Source organism: Chitinophaga pendula (assembly GCF_020386615.1).
In the GTDB taxonomy this organism is placed as follows: Bacteria; Bacteroidota; Bacteroidia; order Chitinophagales; family Chitinophagaceae; genus Chitinophaga; species Chitinophaga pendula.
The window spans coordinates 6,548,687-6,569,359 of record NZ_CP077769.1; the positions used below are offsets into that span (position 1 = coordinate 6,548,687).

Consider the following 20,673-nt stretch of genomic DNA (forward strand, 5'->3'; position numbering starts at 1 on the left):
TGGTGATACTAAAACAACTATTTTAGAGCAGCCCTGCTGCGGATATCATCGAAAGTATAAGTCTTTACAAGGGCGCCGTTCTCAAACACGGTCTCCAGTGCATCATGGGCGTCGGCGATCGCTCCGGCCCGGATGGTCTTATAACCGTCGGCAGTTGCGATCAGCTGCTGGCGTCCTGCTTTGGATTGTTTGAAGGAGGTACGCAGCTGGCCATTGGCATCCAGCTCCACTGGCATCTTCTGTACATCTATATCCTTACCATTCACCACTGCATGCGCGCATTTGAGAGCAAATTCCTGCGTATCCCGGTTTACCCGCTGGAGGAGGGCGCCGCCCATACCCAGCACCAGGTTTTCAGCGCTGATACCTGCCTGTTGCAGGGCAGCATAGATACCCGGTATAGAAGAGTAGCTGATGCCATCACCTTGTATTACGCGTACCTGCGGTGGTAATACCTTGTATCCTTTTTCATTTACGGTGTAGCCGAATTTGTCCATCAGTATTTCAAATACCTTCAGGAGGGTCTTTACGGCATCGCCGCTATCGGGGCGTATCACCAGCGTACCATCGCGCTGTAGGATCTGTTCTTTCAGCTCCGTACCCCAGTATTCGCTGCAAGCCCTGAATATGTTGTAAGAGTCAGAGACACAGGCGATCGTGCCGGTAGGAAAGGTATTGAGTACATGCCGGAATACTTCCAGTTCGCCTTCTTCTCCCAGCAAGGTGCAGATGCTGTGTTCTGTAGCGGGGATGGATAAGCCCGGGGCAACAGGCGCATCATAGTAACGACGGGCAAATACGGAGGCGGCCAGCGTATCGCTACCGGAGAAGTTCACCAGGTGTGCACTACCACCGAGGCCGGCACTCTCTACGGAGCTGGCGCCCCGGAAGCCGAAGTCGTTCAGTACGAAGTCGATCCCGGCAAAGGCGGCAGCGCTGGCAGTAGCTTCGTAGTATTGCTGTACCACCTTTTTGATCTCCCTGGACACGGTCGCCACCGTACAAGGATACCATACCTGCATCAGCAGGGTCTCCAGGAAGTTGGTCAGCCAGTAGCAGGCAGGATCGGTATTCTCGATCGTCATCAGCACATTGCGTACACCTACCGTAGTACCCTCTGGCACCGCTTTGATACGTACCGGCAACCGGCCGCCATGTTTTTCTATGATATAGTCGAATTTAGTACGGTCGAATACATCGGTACGTCCGAATACCTGTACGAGCATGGCTTCGGCTTCGTCTATCTTCTCTTTGGTGATCACCGCCCCTTCCAGGTATTCTTTCAGGAAATACTGTAAGCCATAGAAGACGGTTTCCGGAAACTTCCCTCCCCTGCTCTCCATGTAGGAATAGATGTATTCAGTACCAGGTGTGTATAATTTAGCATGGGAATATTTGTAGGCATCGGCTAGCAGAATGAGGTTCTCTTTGGTCATGATTCGTGGATTTAGACGTTGTGACAGTATTAGTATTTGTCGGCCAGGTGTTGCAGCATCGGGATGTGTGTGCTGACGATCTGGCCTTGTTCGATCATAGCAGTTATGTCTGTGATAGCGACCCAGCGTAGTACTTCCAGGTCATCCGCCGGTGTGGGCGTGCCAAACAGCAGGTCGGTGCTGAACAAGGTGGTGATGATCTTATCGACTTCTGAGCGATAGCGCCAGTCGTCTACCAGGGTAGATAGTTCGTATTGCATGGCACTTATTTCCAGCGGGCCGCATTCTTCCTGTAGTTCACGGCGGGCAGCGCTGTCGAAACTGGTGTCTGTCGGGTCGGCAAAGCCGCCGGGCAGCCTCCAGGTGTCTTCGTTGGGTTTACGACCCAGCAGCAGCTCCTGTTTGTTATGCCGGAATACCGCGATATCTACCGTAGGGTATACCTTAGGATATTGGTTGTAAGTGTTGTAGATGATACCGGCACGGAACTCCTCGGTATCGAATACCTTGTCGGCGATCGCTTCCCGCATTTCGGTGGCGTTATAGTCTTGCACCGGCGGCAACGCTGCCGTACTGAAACGCCCGCTGTAATAAGGAATGAAGCTGTCCCGGCTACCATACAATACGAAACTTTCCTGCGGAAAACTGTTGAGCAACAGCTCGTCCAGCCGGTGCGACCAGGCTTTGTCGCTACGCTGATCGCTTAGTGGCAGCACAATGATGTCGGGGAATAACTGTTTGATCATCCGCTCGCGGGTGTAATAGTCGAGCGGGTTTTTACGGCTGCCCTTCACCGGGCTCACCCCCAGCACAATGATCGTGCGGTTGTGTTGTTGTTTTACCTGGCGGATCAGTTCCAGGTGTCCTTCATGTAAAGAAGGAGTTTGAAAACGGGCAATAATAACGCCGGTTGGCTTAAGTGTAGTCATCGTTTCAACCGTTTTGTGTATTTATGACACAAATATAGATTAGCTTTCTGTGTGGTCCAAATATTTTTTGTATAAAATACACAAAATACACCTGCACTGTGTTTAATATATTGTTTATCAGTATTTTAACTATTCGTGAACCGATTCTCCCCTATTGATCAAGCTATATTCCTGCTTAAGTGGTAGCCATAGATACGGGGGTATCTTACTCTCTAGCGCCGGGAGGCGATCCCGGTTGTTGCTGGCATTGGCCGGCAATTTTGCGGGTATACTGCGATGGGCTGACGCCGGCGGCCAATGCCGGTGCAAAGATGCTGCCAGTCCTGCGGCTAAGTCGTGGACATGCAGGTGGCAGGCGGGCAGGGTATGCCGTTTTGTGCACTTATATCTCGAATGAGATGCCTTCTTGTTTGAGGCGGAAATATTCTTTTTCGTTGAAGCTGAATAAGGCAGCCGGTCGCCCTTGTGATGGCTGCTTCTGTTTCTCTTCCAGGTCTATCAGGATGCCCAGGTGGGCTATTTTCTTGCGGAAGTTGCGGCGGTCTATGGCTCTGTCGAGCAGGGTTTCATAGAGTTTTTCCAGGTCTACTATCGGGAATTTCTTGTCCAGCAGTTCGAAGCCGATCGGTTCATAACGGATCTTGGTGCGCAGGCGGCGTACGGCCAGGTCGATGATGTCGGCATGGTCGAAGCCAAGGTCGGGTAGTTCTTTGATGTTGAACCACTGCACATCTTCTACTTCTGTGCTGACGGACAGTTTGAAGTTGGTAGGATTGACCAGTCCGAAATAGGCGACGGATACTACCCTGCCTCTGGGGTCGCGTTGTGGCAGCCCGAAGGTATAGAGTTGTTCGAGGTAGTTGATGTTTACGCTGGCTTCGTTCAGCAGCTTGCGGGTGACGGCTTCTTCCAGGGATTCGTTGTCTTTGACGAATCCACCGGGTAAGGCCCAGCTGTGCTGGAATGGCGGTATGGTCCGTTTGATGAGGAGTACGGATATATGTTCGCGGGCGGTGTAACCAAACACCACGGCGTCCACACTAAGTTTTATTTCTTGTTCTATACTCAAGGCTGATTAGCGCTTGTCTGCTTGTTTTAAATAATGCTCGATCTGTGTCGAGTCTTTATGCAGGTTGATAAAGAGCGGATTTTTGGCCGGGTCGAACGCAATGATGGTATTTGCGCTCCAGGCATCCTCGGGTACAGGCAGCTCTATCAGTACTTCCTGGCCGTTGCTGCGGCGGAATACCAGGCTGTCTTTAGCTGCCACATGGCGTACGAACTGATGCTTTTCCAGGAAGGCGATCAGCTGTTGCTGTTTTGCACGGATGGCGTCTACCAGACTATCACCAGCAACGGGTTTGATGTTCCGGATCACATAACTTTTCTCCGCGACTACGTCGTATGCAGACGTGTCCGGTCCCTTACTACGGCTTTGATTACACGCGAACAATATGATCGCGGCAGCAATGATGGTGACAATGCGCATAACCTGCAAGGTATAAATTTTAGTCGTACATCACCAAGCCTTTTGCTATTAAAACTGTACGGGCAGCGTCTTTTCTATATTTCCCCGTTTGATCTTAACGGTTGTTTTGTCTCCTTTTTTGAAGCTAGCGAGGGCTTTCATGTAGGATTCCATATCGGAAATGTTCAGGGTACCGAGTTGTAGGATGATATCGCCGGTAGCGAGGCCTGCTTTCTGGGCGGCTTTACCTTCGGATACGCCATCTACCCTGATACCGCCTTTGGTATAGGTGTAGTCGGGCATGATGCCCAGTGTTACGCTGAAGCGGGCGCCGGCGGTAGCCTGTTGTACTTCCCGGGTTTTGGTAAAGGCCAGTTTTGGCTGGTCATTAGCTTGAGCGATCAGGTCGTATATAAAGCGGATGATGGACAGTTCGCCTTCGTAGTTGATCTTGTCTGCATCGTCCGTTGGTTTGTGATAGTCTGCATGGCTGCCGGTGAAGAAGAACAGTACTGGTACTTCTTTACGATAAAAGGAAGTATGGTCGGAGGGGCCGGTGCCGGAGGAGTCGTAAGTTATTTTCAGGTTTTTGGGGGCTACCTGTAGTAGTGTACTCCAGGTGGGGGAAGTGCCGATGCCTCCTATCTGTAATCCTTTGGTAGCATCGAGGCGGCCTACCATGTCCATGTTGATCATGAAGTTGGCCTGTTTGAGATCGATGGGGCTATGTTCTGTCAGGAACTTGGAGCCGAAGAGTCCCAGTTCTTCGCCGGAGAAGGCGGTGAACAGGTAGTTGTTATTGCGCAGTTTAGATCCTTTGATCATACGAGCCAGTTCCAGCAGGGCGGCGGTACCGCTGGCGTTGTCGTCGGCGCCGTTGTGGATGGCCTTGTCGTTTGGTGCGAGGGAGTTATGATCTTCTCCATAGCCCAGGTGGTCGTAGTGAGCGCCGATGATGATGGTTTTGTCAGCGCCATTGTCGATGTATCCGATTACGTTGGTGCCGGTGCGTTTGGTGGGTTTGAGGGCCACTTCCATGTTCACGACGAAGCTGTTGGCATCTTCTGCTCCGAGCAGTTTGCCCAGTTCATCGTTGGTCCATATGGCCGGTATACTCAGCGGGGTGGTATTTTCATTCAGCCATTGCCGTACTTCGGAAGGGGTTTCCTTGCCATTGAAGAATATGACGCCGGTCGCCTGGTCTTTGACCGCTTCTTTTACTTGTTGCTGGTAGCGTTCGAGGGGTTTGGCGTGTGGGTTGCTGCCGATGAAATCTGCTACGTCGATGAGCCAGATGTTCTCCGGTTCATTTACGTTGGGGATGATTTCGCCTTTTACGCGTTTGGCGGCGCTGAAGGGCAGCGGTATAAAATGTGTACCCGGTGTGTATTGTTTGTGATTGATGTCGAGTGTGGTAGCGGCATCGATGTCTTTCCCCTCTCTTACCAGGAATGTTTGCAGGTAGCCATCGTCGCCTTTGGGTTGAAGGCCGGCCTGTTTCATCTGTGCGGCGATGTAGGCGGCAGCGAGTTGCTCGCCGGCGGTGCCTGTACGGCGGCCTTCCAGGTTATCGGCAGCGAGATAGTTAATATGGGATTGCAGGTTATTCAGCGCTTTACGGTCTGCTTTTTTCTGGGCTTGTACAGTAACGGTTGCCAATAGCAGTGGTAACAGCCAGGTGCTCTTTTTCATCACGGTCATCTTATTTAGGTAAGAGTGGGGAATGGTTCACCCGGGCAAAATTAGGTAGTCGGCGGGGGATGACCAAAAGAACTAATTGTGAGATTGTTATGACAGCTGCAGTAATTACTTACAGGGGCTTTGTTGGCCTGTGTATGCGGATTGTAGAAAATGCAGCGTATAATTAACAGGGGGAATCATTTAAGTACTATTTTTGCCGGGCCTGAAACGGAAGGGCCAAATAAAGTCTTACAACAAAGTCAAACTTACGTATGAAAAATACACCATTTACGAACAAGCACATCGCACTGGGCGCTAAGATGGCCGCCTTTGCAGGATACAACATGCCGATCTCCTATACAGGTATCAACGACGAGCATTTCTCCGTACGTACCAATGCAGGTGTATTTGATGTAAGTCACATGGGTGAGTTCATCCTGAAAGGAGAACATGCCTTGGACCTGATCCAGCGCGTGACCAGCAATGATGCTTCCAAACTGACTGCCGGCAAGGCGCAATACAGCTGTCTGCCCAACGAGCAGGGCGGTATTGTGGATGACCTGCTGGTATATTGCCTGGAAGAGAACAAGGTGTATATGCTGGTCGTAAATGCGAGCAATATTGAGAAAGACTGGGAGTGGATCAGCCGTCATAATACCAAAGGGGTGGAAATGCATGATATTTCCGACAAGACCTGTCTGCTGGCTATCCAGGGCCCTAATGCTACCAGCATTCTGCAGCCGCTGACGGAGGTAGACCTGGTGAACCTGAAATACTATACTTTCGTGAAAGGTACTTTTGCAGGTGTAGACAATGTGGTCATCAGCGCTACCGGCTATACTGGTGCTGGTGGTATCGAGATCTATTTTGAAGAAAAAGACGGCGCTGCCGAAAAAATATGGGATGCTATTTTCGAAGCAGGTACGCCTAAAGGTCTGAAGCCGATCGGCCTCGGCGCCCGCGATACCCTGCGCCTGGAGATGGGCTTCTGTCTTTATGGTAACGATATCGACGACCGTACCTCTCCGCTGGAAGCCGGCCTGGGTTGGATCACCAAATTCAGCAAGGACTTCACTTCCAAATCGATCTTCGAAGCGCAGAAAGCGGATGGTGTAAAACAGAAACTGGTAGGTTTTGAAATGGTGGATAAAGGTATTCCCCGTCATGACTACGAGATCAAGGATGCACAAGGCAATGTAATTGGCCGGGTAACGTCTGGTACACAATCTCCTTCTTTACAAAAAGCGATAGGGTTGGGTTATGTACAGACGCCTTTTGCCGCGCTGGATACAGAGATCTATATTGCCGTAAGAGATAAACAGCTGAAAGCCAAAGTGGTGAAAGTGCCATTTCTGAGCTAATACAGCCAGGCAGGGGCTATAGGTTATAATATGATTTCTCTTTTTGGGAAGGGTATTATAATTTTATAGCCCTTCGTATTTTTAACCATATCTGCTATGCCTACTATTCATTTAACGACCGTTATCTATGCGCCGCTGGACAGGGTGTTTGATCTGAGCAGGAGTATTACCCTGCATAAGCGAAGCATGGAACACCGGCAGGAGGATGCTATCAAGGGCCGTACGAACGGCCTGATCGAAAATGGGGAGACGGTTACCTGGAGAGCACGTCACCTGGGGAAAATGAGAGAACTCACCATGAAGATCTCCGGCATGTTGCGTCCGGGTTATTTTTGCGACGAGATGGTGGATGGAGACTTCAGACATATCAAACATGAGCATTACTTTAAAGAGATAGAGAATGGTACTATTGCCATCGATATCATGGAGTTCAGCTCCCCTTATGGCCTACTGGGACGCCTGCTTGAAAAGTTTTACCTGACGACTTATATGACCCGGTTATTGCAGGAGCGTAACCTGGTGATCAAAGAATTCGCGGAAAGCGAAAAATGGAGAGTAATATTAGACTAAGTCACCATTGCCGGTGCTATTTTTATCAATAATTGTGTGGTATGACAGTAAACAAAAAGCCATCACTGGAAGTATGCTTATCCCCAGCCTTATTGCATCTGTATGATGTAAAGAACAGCGTAGTGGTGATCATTGACGTATTAAGAGCGACTTCCACCATTTGTACGGCGTTGTATAACGGGGCTGCCCGTGTGATACCGGTGTCCGGTGTAGAGGATTGTATCCGTATAGGGGCAGACCTGGGAGGTATCACCGCTGGTGAGCGGGACGGGCAGATCGCACCGGGCCTGGAACATGGCAACTCTCCCTATGAGTATCCCCGCGAATTTGTGGAAGACAAAACGCTGGTACTGACCACCACCAACGGTACTAAGCTATTACATATGGCCAAGGATGCCGTTGATATCATCACCGGTTCCTTTCCCAATATATCCGCTGTCTGCGAGTACCTGGTGCAGCGGCAGCAAAACGTGATCCTGGGTTGTGCGGGCTGGAAAGACCGGGTGAATATGGAGGACACGCTTTTCGCCGGGGCAGTAGTCAACCGTATCCGGGAGCACTTTTCCGTGAGCTGTGATTCTGCTATGGCTGCCGAAACATTATATCATGCTGCCAAAGCCGACCTTTTCGGGTTTATGCAGCAGGCCTCTCACTTCCAACGCCTCTCCCGGTACGGCCTGGAGAAGGATATCCGTTATTGCCTTACTTCCGATACCGCCAACATACTGCCGATCTTCCACAAAGGCGAACTGGTTGCCCATCGTTAATAAATAATTGACAATCATCTTATTAGACACTTTATTTGTTGCAATCGACTGTTTATCAGTCGGTTGCAACTACCTTGTATAAGCGTTGTATAAGCATCCTATAAGCGTTGTATAAGCATTGTATAAGCCAGCTATAGTCAGGCTATAGTGATCCTATAGTCATTGTATAACCTGGGATATGCTTACCTTATACAACAGTTATACGAATGTTATACGAATGATACAGGAGAGCTATAGGATGGCTTTCCTGAAAAACACCTGATATGACCCATTTTATCTGCAATGCCTGCGGCGTACAATATGCCGCTACCGATACTGTACCGGCCCGGTGTCCTATCTGTGAGGACGAGCGGCAGTATGTGCCACCCGGTGGTCAGACCTGGACTACACTGGAGCAGGTGCGTCAGCGGCACCGGAACATCATTGAGCTGGTAGCACCGGACCTCTATGCGATCTACAGTACGCCGGACTTCGCGATCGGTCAGCGGGCCCATCTGGTGATATCGCCCGGCGGCAATGTGTTATGGGATTGTGTGGCCAACCTGGATGCGTCTACTATTAGCATTATCCGTCAGCTGGGAGGTATTAAAGCGATGGCGATCTCTCACCCGCATTATTTCTCTACGATTGTGGAGTGGGGTAAAACATTCGGGGCGCCGGTGTATGTACACGCCGCGGATGCGCAATGGCTGGGACGCCGGGACAACACAGTGATCCGGCTTTGGGAAGGGGCCTCGCAGCCTTTGTGGGACGGTATGCAGCTGGTATGGTGTGGCGGCCATTTTGAGGGGGCCAATGTATTGCACTGGCCGGCGGCATCGGCGGGTCAGGGAGCACTGCTGGTAGGTGATGTGATACAGGTATCCACCGACCGGAAAACGGTTTCTTTTATGTACAGTTACCCTAACAACATCCCCTTGCGTAAGCTGGACATTTTACAGATCGAGGCGGCGGTACAACCCTTTGCGTATGATGCGATGTATGGTGCTTTTGGAAAATATATTGTCCATAATGCTAAACAGGCGATGGCCTATTCGGTACAGCGTTATCTGAAAATATACGAATAGAAATCCTATCGAATTGAAGACCAGTAGCTTCCGATTTAATGGCCGCAGCACGTGCGTCTATTTAGGAATTTCTGCTTACTTTTGTGGATTGCCTTTTTACCAGCTGCTAAATATTTTAGTTTCCGTAACCCTTGGCTGGTAAAGAAAAGTAGGCAACGAACCGGATATGTCGCTGCCCCAGTTGCTCAAATATGTTTATAATAACGGTACCGATGAGGTGATCCGCCGGGGGAAGCGTATCTATTCTACTGGCGGCGCGGAATTACTGGAGGCTGATCCGGTACTGAAGTCGGCTACCTTCCGGGTGAAAAGTGATACCCATGCCAACTACTACCGGGTTTCCATCAGCAAATACCACGACACTCCCAACATGTCTATACGGTGCCAGTGCCCGTATAACCTGGGCGATATCTGCCGTCATGAGGCGGCGGCGTTGTTCCAGCTACAGGAGATGTTGGATAAAAATCATTTTGAGAGTTTCGAAACCAATTATGATCAGCAGCACACGCTGATCAAGATGAAGTCTATTGATATAAAAAGCCTGAAGCTGCTGGCGTCTCCGGCGATCTTTGCCGCGGCGGAGGTGATTGCCAAACGTCATCCGGCGGAGATCAAATATGCCAAGGATGAGAAGGTAGAGGCCGAAATGAAGGTAGATGGCGAAACCTATCCCCTTATCATCCAGCGGAACGAAGAGCGTAATTTTGACACGCACTGTATCTGTGATGAGAAGGATCATGCCTTATGTAAACACAAGACAGCCCTGTTCCTGCAACTGCTGGAGAAACATGGGCCGTTCTATTTTGATTCACTGCGCAACTGGGACAAAGAAAAAAATAAACTATTGTCGTCTTATGGTTATTCCCTGAGCGACGACCTGGATGGTAAGTTTGCCTTTTCCTATATGGAGGGTAAGCCCTATCTGCGGGTATTGGACCCTACTATCAAGCGGGTAGACCCTACTAACAATGGCCGTACGCCGGCGCCCCCACCCCCGGTCGAGACTGTTACGGTCACCCAGCGCCTGGGAGTGGTATTCAACGCCAACGAGCCGTTATTTCCTTACTTCAAGATCGAGCTGGTCAGCGGAGAAGCCAACGACGAGCAGGACAACTTTGTGTCGCTGGTCAGCAAACTGGATCTCTCTAAGTACGTCGATTTCTATCAATACCGGGAGTCTGACCGGGAACTGATCTCTCCAATCCGGAAACTACAATCCGCGGAGGTGAGCAAGTTCCTGAGTAAGAACTCTCCTTTTGCCGGTATTTGGGAAAACATCACGCATGAAAATGCGGAGGAGCTGCCTACTGAGACCAAAGAGCTGATGCTGGAATACCTGCATCCTAAGTTGGTAAAGTTGTTCCAGATGATCGCGGCTCACGGGTTGTTGTTCCTGCTGCCTAACCGGCAACCGTTCAAGTCTAAAAATATCTTGCCGGTACAACTGGCGGCCGATCGGCTGAAACTGATCTTTAAAACGCATGCCGAAGGGCAGCACGTGGAGATCAGTTGTTTTGTTGCCGTAGAAGGGGAAGAGATCAGCGTGTCTGCCAACGAATGGGACAGCTCGTTGCTGTTCCTGCACAATGGTATGTTGCATCTTTTTGAGAACCCACAGGATGCATTGCATGTGGAGTTGTTCCGCGCCAATGGCAAAGTGCGCATCCCGCAGTCCGAATGGGGTACTTACCTGAAGGACTATCTGCTGCCGCTGGGCAAGAACTACGATATTCAATTCGACCGCGCCTTACAGGCGGAAGTAGTCAATATAAAACCGGAGTGCCGGGTCTATCTTAAAGAGATGGGTGAGACTTTCATCGTTCAGCCAGGTTTTGCTTATTACGGGCAGGAAGTGGAGTGGAATGACGACGGTAAGATCACGGTGCAGGAAGGGAATAAGGTGCTGGTTATCCAACGTAATAAAGCCGCGGAAGAAGAGTTTGTAGAGAAGATCCGTTCCCTGCATACCAATTTCTCTCTGCCCGGCAATACGAACAACTACTTCTATCTGCGTTCCAAGGAAGCGTTGAAGAACAACTGGTTTTTCCTCTTCTTTGATGCGTTGAAAGAGATGAATGTGCGGGTGTTCGGTTTCGACGGTCTGCGCAACTTCAAGTTCAGCTCTCATAAGCCGGTGACCAACCTGCAGATCAGCTCCGGTATCGACTGGTTCGATGCCCAGGTAGAGGTGTTGTATGGCGATCAGCGGGTGAGCATCAAAGAGATCAAACATGCGTTGGCCAATAAGCAGAACTATGTGCAACTGGCAGATGGTTCCCTTGGTTTGCTGCCGGAAGAGTGGCTGAAGAAGTACTCCCTGCTGTTCAAGATCGGTGAGGAAAAAGACAAAGGGCTTAAACTCAGTAAGTATAACTTCAGCGTGATCGATGAGCTATTTGAGTTCATCGACGATGAAGCGATCGTGATAGAGCTGGAGCAGAAGCGTAAGAAGCTGTTGCAGTTTGACGAGATACGGAATATCTCCTTACCGGAGCATGTCAATGCGCAGCTGCGTCCTTACCAGGAGAGCGGTTACCAGTGGCTGAACTATCTTGATGAAGTGAAATGGGGAGGTATCCTGGCTGACGACATGGGTCTTGGTAAGACGATACAGGCCCTTACTTTCATTCAGCACTACAAGAACAAGAATGGTGGTAAATGTATGACGCTGGTGGTATGTCCGACTACCCTGATCTACAACTGGGAGAATGAGATCCGCAAGTTCACCCCCACTATAAGACATCATATTCATCACGGTCCTGCACGTACCAAAAATGTGGAGGAGTTGCAGCAGTTCGACGTGATGATCACCACCTACGGTACTTTGCGCAGTGATATCCAGATGTTGATGAAGATAGAGTTCGACTATGTGGTACTGGATGAATCGCAGGCGATCAAGAATCCGCAGAGTAAGGTGACAAAAGCGGCACAGCTGTTGCACACCAAAAACAGGATTGCGCTGAGTGGTACGCCGATGCAGAACAATACGTTCGACATCTACGCGCAGATGAACTTCCTGAACCCGGGTATGTTGGGTAGTGTGGATTTCTTCCGTAATGAATTTGCCACGCCCATAGATAAATTCCAGGATGAGGAGCGGAAAGAGCATCTGCGTAAGCTGATCTATCCTTTCATCCTGCGTCGTACTAAAGAGCAGGTAGCCAAAGAGCTGCCGGAGAAGATCGAAACGGTGATCTTCTGTGAGATGGATGCGGAGCAGCGTCATATTTACGATGCATACCGTAACTCTTACCGGTCCAAGATACTGGGTGTGATAGAAGATCAGGGTATGGAGCGTTCACAGCTGACTATTTTGCAAGGTCTGATGAAGTTGCGGCAGATATGTGATTCCCCGGCTATCCTCAATGAGACGGAGAAATATCCAAATCACTCGGTAAAGCTGCATGAGCTGACCCGTGAGATATCTGAAAATATCAGCAATCACAAGACACTGGTGTTCTCCCAGTTCCTGGGTATGCTGGGATTGATCAAAGAGCGTTTGCAACACCTGAAGATACCATTTGAATATTTTGACGGTAGCACGTCTACGATGGAACGTGAAAGGGCGATCCAGAACTTCCAGAATAATGACGAGTGCCGGGTGTTTCTCATCTCTCTGAAGGCGGGTGGTGTGGGTCTTAACCTCACTGCTGCCGACTATGTGTACATTGTAGATCCCTGGTGGAACCCCGCTGTGGAGCAGCAGGCGATCGACCGTACGCACCGTATCGGGCAAACGAAAAATATCTTCGCTTACCGTATGATCTGTAAGGATACGGTAGAAGAGAAGATATTGCAGTTGCAGGAGCGTAAGAAGTCGCTGGTAAAAGATATCATTGCAGACGATACTGGTTTTGTGAAGAAACTGACCAAAGAAGATGTACTGTACCTGTTCAGCTAAGGCAGGTAATTTAGCATTATATACTCCAAAAGATCGTTGTCATGGACCAACAGTATGATGTCTATAAGGACTATTCCAATGTAGTGTTATTGAAGATCGTGTTGGATGCCCGGCGTTACCCGGCGGATGCGGTACAGGCTGCCCGTACTATACTGGCGGAGCGGCGTATCAGTCCGGAAGAAGAACAACAGGCACGGGTGGAGCTGAATATGCCATTGGCCGGACAGGCGCCCGCGGCTACTACGCTCCATGCTACTCCTGCTGCCGGTAGCTGGTTGACCACTTTATATATCATACTAGGTGTATATTATGCTATTTCACTGTACGGTTCGGTTTCACAAATCATATTCTGGGTTGGTACTTCGGGGCTGGCTTCCTCATTTTACCTGTTCAACATCCTTACTTTTCTTTCCCTGATATATATGCCGGTTACCTATTACCTGGTGCTGCAACGCCAACGTCTGGGTTGGATGTTGGCTATCGCGGAACTGGTATTTTTCCTGGTATATTCGATCTGGAACCTCAGTTCCCTTTTTAACAGCAGTGTACTCGGTGCTGACTTTGGCTTCTGGCGGACTTTCCTGCCGCTCACGTCATTCCATCTCATCATGAAGATTGTGTTGGTGGTGTTGCTGTTGCAACCTGCTATCACAAATACTTATGGGGTGGCCAAAGAGCATAAGATCCGGAGTATACTGATCGCGTTAGGAGCACTGTGCTTATTCGGCATAATCAGTCTGCTGTATGCATTTTTGCAGACGATATAAGTACGTTTTCCCCTAGTTTTCCATCTTACTTTATTACACAAATAGAGTGCGTAGTCGCTAACTACCTTTATTAAACAGTTAGTTTGAACCTATGCCCCTATTTGTAACCCCTATTTGATTCGTGCCGCTGCTTGCTTGCGGTACGTACCCACGATCCAGAGGCCCCTTTGCGGGGCCTTTGCCTTTTAGGCCTCTACCCTTTCCATTTTCTGCAATACCCTTCAGATTTTGCATGGTGCCAGGTGTGGTTACTGGCTGTGCCGATGCGGGGTGTTTATTATAAGTGGCTGATAATTAGTTACATGTGTTGCTGTTTGTCAGTGATATGGGTTGTCTGGCATTCCAATCGCTTATAGAAGGGCAAATAACATCAAGATCATGTTACCTGACTCGAAAATCTCCATGATGCTCGCACTGCAGATCCCTGGTATGGCTATCGCTCTTAACCAGCTCTATAAAAATGGTGCGGTGTGTAAAGTGATGCATGCTTTTGCCGATTATACCGGCAATTTGATCCGGCACGGTGAACTACCTGAAGCGAAAAAGTGTTTTACGATTGCAGCCGTACTGTACCATAACGGTAGCAATGCTGTAAAGAACGCTATTGAAAGTGTGTACATCTACGGGCTGTCCCCATTGCTGGATACTATACAGCACAACAGACCGGTAAAGGAATTACTGCCGCAATCACTCCATCATATTCGTATACGTCAGTTACAGGCAGCTACTATTTAACCTTTTACCTATAAAACTTATATCGTTATGCTCACATTTCTTTTGGTGCTGGCCGGGCTTGTATGCTTCGCCCTGTTTTTCGGATCAGTAGACTATTTCGAAAAAATATAAATACACGGATATGACAGCCTTATTCATCCTGGCAATATTGGTTTTTATATACATGGTGTATGTATTACTGAAACCGGAAAAATTTTAACAGGCCGCGTTGCCTATACTTGATTCACATTGCTTAAATGCTTTTTGGGAAATGAACACAGAAATTACAGGCGTAATATTGACCTATGGACTAACACTGCTCCTGGCCTGGCCTTTGGGAAGATACATTGCTAAAGTATTCAAAGGGGAGAAAACTTGGTCGGACTTCATGGCGCCGCTAGAGCGCCTGTTTTATAAACTCAGCGGTATCAATCCGCACGAAGAGATGAACTGGAAGCAACATCTCAAAGCATTGCTGACTATCAACCTGGTATGGTTCGTATATGCGTTCTTCATGCTTCTTTTCCAGGATAAGCTGGGTCTTAATCCTGACGGTAACCCGGCACAGTCGCCCGATCTGGCCTTTAACACGGCTATCAGCTTCCTGGTGAACTGTAACCTGCAGCACTATTCCGGTGAGACGGGCCTTACCTACCTCACACAGCTATTTGTGATCACGTTCCTACAGTTCGTGAGTGCAGCCACCGGTATTGCTGCGCTGATCGTACTCTTCAAAGCGCTGAAGGAAAAGACGACGACCAAGCTGGGTAACTTCTGGGATATCTTCGTAAAGACCAATACCCGCCTGCTGTTGCCCTTTTGTGTGGTGATCGCTATCATACTTGCTTTTAATGGTACGCCTGCCAGCTATGCGGGCAAAGACACTTATGTATCTGTACAGGGCGACACGGTGAATGTATCACGCGGTCCTGCTGCCGGTATGATCGCCATCAAACACCTGGGTACGAATGGTGGCGGATGGTTTGGAGCTAACTCCACCCACCCGCTGGAGAACCCTAACTATATTACCAATATCACCGAAATGGTTGCGCAAGTAGTGATACCTATCGCAATGGTATTCGCCCTCGGCTTCTTTATACAACGGAGGAAATTTGCCTACGTCATCTTCGGTGTCATGACCATCGGTATGTTGCTATTGCTCATACCTACTATTACCAGCGAGATAAATGGTAATCCGGCCATCGCCAAGATGGGTGTCCTACAGCCTACGGGAGCGATGGAAGGTAAGGAGGTCCGCTTTGGCCCTGCCGCTTCCGCTTACTGGAGCACTGTTACTACTATCATCTCTACCGGATCTATCAACGCTATGCACGATAGCACCATGCCGCTCTCCGGTATGATGCAGCTGCTGGGTATGATGGTCAACTGTTTCTACGGTGGTTGTGGGGTAGGGATATTGAACTATTACATTTTTATCATCATTGCGGTATTCATATCCGGGCTGATGGTGGGCCGTACACCGGAATTCATGGGACATAAGGTCGAAGCGCGGGAGGTAAAGATTGCAGCGATAATCGCCCTGCTTCACCCCTTCCTGATACTGGTAGGGACAGCATTGTCTTCTTTTGTACTGGCACACCATCCTGACCTGGACTGGGCGGTGAAACCCAGTGCCTGGCTCAATAACCCCGGCTATCACGGGTTTTCTGAAATGCTCTATGAGTATACTTCTTCTGCTGCCAACAACGGTTCCGGTTTTGAAGGGTTGGGAGATAACAACATCTTCTGGAACGTGACTACAGGCTTTGTGCTGATAATCAGCCGCTTCCTGCCTATTATAGGCCCGGTCGCTATTGCGGGTCTGCTGGCGCAAAAGAAATACGTTCCGGAAAGCGCCGGTACGCTGAAAACAGATACGGCCACCTTCGGTCTGATGACCATGGCGGTGATCGTGATCATCGCCGCACTGGCCTTCTTCCCTGCACTGGTACTGGGACCGGTAGCCGAATATTTTTCCCTGTATTAATGATTAACTGACTACGACAATGAAACAGAGAGATAATAAACTTTTTCCGAGGGAACTGGTGATGGAGAGCTTACAGCAATCTTTCGTGAAGCTGAATCCCCGGTTAATGATCAAAAATCCGGTGATGTTTACCGTAGAGCTGGGCACGATTGTTATGCTGATCGTGACCCTGCATACGATGATCACCGGTAATACGGCCCAGGGTAGCCTGGCATACAATGCAGCGGTATTTATCGTGCTGCTGCTCACCCTGCTGTTTGCCAACTTCGCAGAGGCTATCGCCGAAGCGAGGGGTAAAGCGCAAGCGGAGAGCTTGCGTAAGACGAGAGAAGAGACACCCGCCAAAAAGATCGAACTGATCGGCGAGGTGTTTGCCAACGAGATCAAAGTGGTGTCTTCTTCGCAGCTGCGTAAAGGCGACATCTTCGTATGCGACGCCGGCGATATCATCCCTGCAGATGGCGAGATCGTAGAAGGGCTGGCCAGTATAGACGAATCTGCGATCACCGGTGAAAGTGCGCCTGTGATCCGTGAAGCAGGCGGCGACAAGTCTAGCGTAGTAGGTGGTACCAAAGTATTATCCGACCATATCAAAGTACGGGTGAGCACAGAACCCGGCGAATCATTCCTCGACAAGATGATCGCGCTGGTAGAAGGCGCCAGCCGTCAGAAAACGCCTAACGAGATCGCATTGACGATCCTGCTGGCGAGCTTCACGCTGGTGTTCATCATCGTGTGCGTGACGCTTAAACCTTTTGCAGACTATGCACAGACCCCGATAACCATCGCAGCTTTCATCTCATTGTTTGTCTGTTTGATACCTACTACAATCGGCGGGCTGTTGTCTGCTATCGGTATTGCCGGTATGGACCGTGCGCTACGGGCTAATGTGATCACCAAGTCTGGTAAGGCGGTAGAGACTGCCGGTGACGTGGATGTGCTGTTGCTCGACAAGACCGGTACTATTACTATCGGTAACCGTAAGGCGACTAATTTCTACGCTACCAACGGTATCAGCAAAGAAGAGTTTATCCGCCTTTGCGCCATCAGTTCTTTGTCTGACGAGACGCCGGAAGGTAAATCCATCGTAGAGCTGGCAGGCCGTGATATTGTAAGTGGTCTGAATACGCAAGGCTCCAGCCTGGTGAAGTTCACGGCTGAAACACGCAGTAGCGGTATCGACCTGGTCGACGGCACACAGATACGTAAAGGCGCCTACGATGCGATCCGTCGCCTGGCAGAGAAAGCCGGTAACAGTTTCCCGCAGGAGACGCTGGCCCAGGTGGAGCATATTTCCAATGACGGGGGTACCCCGCTGGTAGTAGCTGTAAATGGTAAAGTACACGGCGTGATCGAATTGCAGGATATTATCAAACCCGGTATACAGGAGCGTTTCGAACGCCTGCGTAAGATGGGAGTAAAGACCGTGATGGTAACGGGCGACAACCCACTTACCGCTAAATATATCGCTACCAAGGCTGGTGTAGACGACTTCATTGCCGAAGCGAAACCCGAAGATAAAATGGCCTACATCCGTAAGGAGCAGACAGAAGGTCGCCTGGTAGCTATGATGGGCGATGGTACCAACGACGCACCGGCACTGGCGCAAGCCGATGTAGGTGTCGCTATGAACAGTGGTACACAGGCTGCCAAAGAAGCCGGCAACATGGTAGACCTCGACAACGATCCTACCAAACTGATTGAGATCGTAGAGATCGGTAAACAGCTGCTGATGACAAGAGGTACGCTTACCACCTTCTCTATCGCCAACGACGTGGCTAAATATTTTGCGATCGTACCGGCACTGTTCATCGCCTCTATTCCAGCCTTACAGGCTATCAATATCATGAAGCTGCACAGTCCTGAATCGGCGATACTCAGTGCGGTGATCTTTAACGCGGTTATTATCCCCTTATTGATACCACTGGCATTGAGAGGGGTGGCTTATAAGCCGATAGGCGCCAGTGCGCTGTTGCGTCGCAACCTCCTCATCTACGGTATAGGTGGTATCATCGTTCCCTTTATTGGTATTAAAGCGATCGACCTGGTCATCAGCCTGTTTTTCTAAATATTAATCAGTCATTACAATGAAAAAATATCTTTTGCCCTCCATAAAACTGACTGCCTTGCTCTTGGTCCTGCTGGCAGGTATCTATCCCCTCATTATTGCCGGTGTCGCCAAACTGGCACCCGGTAAAGGGGATGGTGTGAAGGTGATGCACAATGGTAAAGTGGTAGGCTACGAAAATATTGGGCAGAACTTTACGGAAGACAAATACTTCTGGTCGCGTCCTTCTGCAGCAGGGTACAACGCTGCCGGCTCTGCCGGTTCTAACAAAGGTCCATCCAACCCGGATTACCTGAAAACAGTGCAGGCAAGGATCGATACATTCCTGGCACACAATCCCAGTGTGCAGAAAGCCGACATTCCTGCGGAGCTGGTCACTGCATCGGGCAGTGGCTTGGACCCTCACCTCTCTCCTGCCGGCGCCTATGTACAGGTAGCCCGCGTAGCGAAAGCCAGAGGCATCGCACCAGAGAAAGTACGCGCACTGGTAGATCAAAATACGCAATCACCGTTGTTGGGGATTGCAGGTCCATCTACCGTTAATGTGCTGAAACTGAATATCGCACTCGACGACCTTAAGCAGTAATAGCCATACCCTGTGAAGATCCTATCAAAAGCCGAACAACGCCGGCAATGGCTTCCATATCCTCCATGATGCAGTGAGGCAGTACTTTACAGCTAGCCATGTAAGTACTGCACCTGCATCGTTGGACGATGGAACCCTCCACGTACATTATCAAGTTTACCCACGATACAACCTTTTACGAACTAATGAAAAAGATATTATTGGTAGGAGCTACCTTATGTACCTTCCATGCCTTTGCACAAGGACAGACAGAACAAACAGAAAAGCCACAGCCTAAGCTGAGTGTTACAGGATATGTAGAAGCTTATTACAGCTACGACTTCAACCAGCCTGAAAATCATGTAAAGGAGGCATTTATTTACAATCATAACCGGCATAACGAGTTAAACATTAACCTGGCATTATTGAGAGCTAATTATACATCGGATCGTGTAAGGGCTAATATAGGTATCATGGGCGGTACTTATGCCCAGTACAACATGGCGGCAGAGTCGGAGCTGTTCCGTCATATATATGATGCGAATGTCGGTATCCGTATCGGCAGGCAGCTATGGATAGATGCTGGTATTATGCCATCGCATATCGGCTTTGAAAGTGCTATCGGGAAAGACTGTTATACGCTGACCCGCAGTATCATGGCCGACAACACGCCTTACTTCGAAACCGGCGCCAAGATCACCTGGACGCCGAATGACAAGTGGACATTTGCAGCTATGTACCTCAACGGATGGCAGCGGGTGAAGCGGGTCGATGGCAACCAGACGCCTGCCTTCGGTACGCAGATCGTGTTCAAACCATCGGCTAAAGTGTCGCTCAACTGGAGCACCTTTATCGGCAATGATAAACCCGATAGCGTAAGGCAGATGCGTTATTTTAACGACCTTTATGGTACATTCAATATTACGGACAAGTTCAGCCTCATCGCAGGTATTGACTATGGCCTGGAGCAAAAGGCAAAGGGCAGCAATGATTTCTACCAGTGGTACAGTCCTATCATCATCGCGAGGTATGTTTTTACCGATAAGGTAGCGCTGGCCGGCAGGGTAGAACATTATAACGACAGGAATGGTGCGGTTATCGCCACCAAAACGAATAACGGTTTTCAGACTACCGGGTATTCGCTGAACCTCGATATCGCACCGGTATCCAATGTGGTATTCCGCATAGAAGGAAAGCTGTATGACAGCAAAGACGCCATCTTTACCAAAGGGAAAGAACTGAGGAATGGTAATGCTAATATTACCGCTGCGCTGGCTGTATCCTTCTGATAAAGCAACGTAATATACCATCAACGTCATACAAGTTCCGCTGTGATATCCTACTGCCTACGGGCAGCAGGTATGGGCAGCGGGACTTGCGTCATCCATACCAG

At 49.5% G+C, this 20,673-nt stretch carries 17 protein-coding genes; 12 read left to right on the plus strand and 5 right to left on the minus strand.

Annotated elements, in window-relative coordinates:
- Nucleotides 1-17: 17 nt before the first annotated feature.
- From KTO58_RS24580 to KTO58_RS24600, 5 genes are all read right to left on the minus strand, one after another.
- The gene (locus KTO58_RS24580) at nucleotides 18-1,436 is read right to left on the minus strand and encodes a nicotinate phosphoribosyltransferase (protein ID WP_095836864.1); all 1,419 of its coding nucleotides are present in this window, start codon (nucleotides 1,434-1,436) and stop codon (nucleotides 18-20) included.
- A gap of 29 nt (nucleotides 1,437-1,465) precedes the next feature.
- Entirely contained in the window at nucleotides 1,466-2,365 is a 900-nt protein-coding gene (locus tag KTO58_RS24585) for a pantoate--beta-alanine ligase (protein ID WP_095836863.1), read from the minus strand.
- 382 nt (nucleotides 2,366-2,747) lie between these two features.
- Nucleotides 2,748-3,434: an NUDIX hydrolase gene (locus tag KTO58_RS24590; protein WP_095836862.1), complete on the minus strand. Its 687-nt coding sequence runs from the start codon at nucleotides 3,432-3,434 to the stop codon at nucleotides 2,748-2,750.
- A gap of 6 nt (nucleotides 3,435-3,440) precedes the next feature.
- Complete coding sequence (locus KTO58_RS24595; protein WP_095836861.1) at nucleotides 3,441-3,854, minus strand: hypothetical protein; 414 nt, start codon at nucleotides 3,852-3,854, stop codon at nucleotides 3,441-3,443.
- 48 nt (nucleotides 3,855-3,902) lie between these two features.
- On the minus strand, nucleotides 3,903-5,525 hold the full coding sequence (locus KTO58_RS24600) for a M28 family peptidase (protein ID WP_198315125.1): 1,623 nt from the start codon (nucleotides 5,523-5,525) through the stop codon (nucleotides 3,903-3,905).
- Between the two features lie 260 nt (nucleotides 5,526-5,785).
- Between KTO58_RS24600 and gcvT the strand changes: the two genes are divergently transcribed.
- The 12 genes from gcvT to KTO58_RS24660 all read left to right on the plus strand — a co-directional run bounded on the left by gcvT (nucleotide 5,786) and on the right by KTO58_RS24660 (nucleotide 20,569).
- Nucleotides 5,786-6,874 (plus strand): glycine cleavage system aminomethyltransferase GcvT, encoded by a 1,089-nt coding sequence (gene gcvT / locus KTO58_RS24605; RefSeq protein WP_095836859.1) that lies wholly within the window; start codon nucleotides 5,786-5,788, stop codon nucleotides 6,872-6,874.
- 96 nt (nucleotides 6,875-6,970) lie between these two features.
- The gene (locus KTO58_RS24610) at nucleotides 6,971-7,444 is read left to right on the plus strand and encodes an SRPBCC family protein (protein WP_095836858.1); all 474 of its coding nucleotides are present in this window, start codon (nucleotides 6,971-6,973) and stop codon (nucleotides 7,442-7,444) included.
- Between the two features lie 41 nt (nucleotides 7,445-7,485).
- The gene (locus tag KTO58_RS24615; protein WP_095836857.1) at nucleotides 7,486-8,211 is read left to right on the plus strand and encodes a 2-phosphosulfolactate phosphatase; all 726 of its coding nucleotides are present in this window, start codon (nucleotides 7,486-7,488) and stop codon (nucleotides 8,209-8,211) included.
- A 263-nt stretch (nucleotides 8,212-8,474) separates the two neighbouring features.
- Nucleotides 8,475-9,278, plus strand: coding sequence for an MBL fold metallo-hydrolase (locus KTO58_RS24620; protein ID WP_095836856.1), 804 nt, complete (start codon nucleotides 8,475-8,477; stop codon nucleotides 9,276-9,278).
- Between the two features lie 166 nt (nucleotides 9,279-9,444).
- On the plus strand, nucleotides 9,445-13,179 hold the full coding sequence (locus KTO58_RS24625; protein ID WP_095836855.1) for a DEAD/DEAH box helicase: 3,735 nt from the start codon (nucleotides 9,445-9,447) through the stop codon (nucleotides 13,177-13,179).
- Between the two features lie 41 nt (nucleotides 13,180-13,220).
- Nucleotides 13,221-13,946, plus strand: coding sequence for a hypothetical protein (locus tag KTO58_RS24630; RefSeq protein ID WP_095836854.1), 726 nt, complete (start codon nucleotides 13,221-13,223; stop codon nucleotides 13,944-13,946).
- Nucleotides 13,947-14,324: 378 nt separating this feature from the next.
- Complete coding sequence (locus KTO58_RS24635; RefSeq protein WP_157752756.1) at nucleotides 14,325-14,681, plus strand: DUF7674 family protein; 357 nt, start codon at nucleotides 14,325-14,327, stop codon at nucleotides 14,679-14,681.
- A gap of 121 nt (nucleotides 14,682-14,802) precedes the next feature.
- Nucleotides 14,803-14,880 carry a potassium-transporting ATPase subunit F gene (locus KTO58_RS28970; RefSeq protein ID WP_095841406.1) on the plus strand — a complete coding sequence of 26 codons (78 nt, stop codon included), beginning with the start codon at nucleotides 14,803-14,805 and terminating at the stop codon, nucleotides 14,878-14,880.
- Between the two features lie 51 nt (nucleotides 14,881-14,931).
- Entirely contained in the window at nucleotides 14,932-16,647 is a 1,716-nt protein-coding gene (gene kdpA / locus KTO58_RS24645; protein ID WP_095836852.1) for a potassium-transporting ATPase subunit KdpA, read from the plus strand.
- 19 nt (nucleotides 16,648-16,666) lie between these two features.
- On the plus strand, nucleotides 16,667-18,715 hold the full coding sequence (kdpB, locus tag KTO58_RS24650; protein WP_095836851.1) for a potassium-transporting ATPase subunit KdpB: 2,049 nt from the start codon (nucleotides 16,667-16,669) through the stop codon (nucleotides 18,713-18,715).
- Between the two features lie 19 nt (nucleotides 18,716-18,734).
- The gene (locus KTO58_RS24655) at nucleotides 18,735-19,301 is read left to right on the plus strand and encodes a K(+)-transporting ATPase subunit C (RefSeq protein ID WP_095836850.1); all 567 of its coding nucleotides are present in this window, start codon (nucleotides 18,735-18,737) and stop codon (nucleotides 19,299-19,301) included.
- A 185-nt stretch (nucleotides 19,302-19,486) separates the two neighbouring features.
- Nucleotides 19,487-20,569 (plus strand): porin, encoded by a 1,083-nt coding sequence (locus KTO58_RS24660; protein ID WP_095836849.1) that lies wholly within the window; start codon nucleotides 19,487-19,489, stop codon nucleotides 20,567-20,569.
- Nucleotides 20,570-20,673 lie beyond the last annotated feature (104 nt).

What these genes read in the sequence shown, in the direction of transcription:
- KTO58_RS24580 (WP_095836864.1), bottom strand. Translation starts at nt 1,436, where the DNA reads ATGACCAAAGAGAACCTCATTCTGCTAGCCGATGCCTACAAATATTCC.
- KTO58_RS24585 (WP_095836863.1), bottom strand. Translation starts at nt 2,365, where the DNA reads ATGACTACACTTAAGCCAACCGGCGTTATTATTGCCCGTTTTCAAACT.
- KTO58_RS24595 (WP_095836861.1), bottom strand. Translation starts at nt 3,854, where the DNA reads ATGCGCATTGTCACCATCATTGCTGCCGCGATCATATTGTTCGCGTGT.
- KTO58_RS24600 (WP_198315125.1), bottom strand. Translation starts at nt 5,525, where the DNA reads ATGAAAAAGAGCACCTGGCTGTTACCACTGCTATTGGCAACCGTTACT.
- gcvT (WP_095836859.1), top strand. Translation starts at nt 5,786, where the DNA reads ATGAAAAATACACCATTTACGAACAAGCACATCGCACTGGGCGCTAAG.
- KTO58_RS24610 (WP_095836858.1), top strand. Translation starts at nt 6,971, where the DNA reads ATGCCTACTATTCATTTAACGACCGTTATCTATGCGCCGCTGGACAGG.
- KTO58_RS24615 (WP_095836857.1), top strand. Translation starts at nt 7,486, where the DNA reads ATGACAGTAAACAAAAAGCCATCACTGGAAGTATGCTTATCCCCAGCC.
- KTO58_RS24620 (WP_095836856.1), top strand. Translation starts at nt 8,475, where the DNA reads ATGACCCATTTTATCTGCAATGCCTGCGGCGTACAATATGCCGCTACC.
- KTO58_RS24625 (WP_095836855.1), top strand. Translation starts at nt 9,445, where the DNA reads ATGTCGCTGCCCCAGTTGCTCAAATATGTTTATAATAACGGTACCGAT.
- KTO58_RS24630 (WP_095836854.1), top strand. Translation starts at nt 13,221, where the DNA reads ATGGACCAACAGTATGATGTCTATAAGGACTATTCCAATGTAGTGTTA.
- KTO58_RS24635 (WP_157752756.1), top strand. Translation starts at nt 14,325, where the DNA reads ATGTTACCTGACTCGAAAATCTCCATGATGCTCGCACTGCAGATCCCT.
- KTO58_RS28970 (WP_095841406.1), top strand. Translation starts at nt 14,803, where the DNA reads ATGACAGCCTTATTCATCCTGGCAATATTGGTTTTTATATACATGGTG.
- kdpA (WP_095836852.1), top strand. Translation starts at nt 14,932, where the DNA reads ATGAACACAGAAATTACAGGCGTAATATTGACCTATGGACTAACACTG.
- kdpB (WP_095836851.1), top strand. Translation starts at nt 16,667, where the DNA reads ATGAAACAGAGAGATAATAAACTTTTTCCGAGGGAACTGGTGATGGAG.
- KTO58_RS24655 (WP_095836850.1), top strand. Translation starts at nt 18,735, where the DNA reads ATGAAAAAATATCTTTTGCCCTCCATAAAACTGACTGCCTTGCTCTTG.
- KTO58_RS24660 (WP_095836849.1), top strand. Translation starts at nt 19,487, where the DNA reads ATGAAAAAGATATTATTGGTAGGAGCTACCTTATGTACCTTCCATGCC.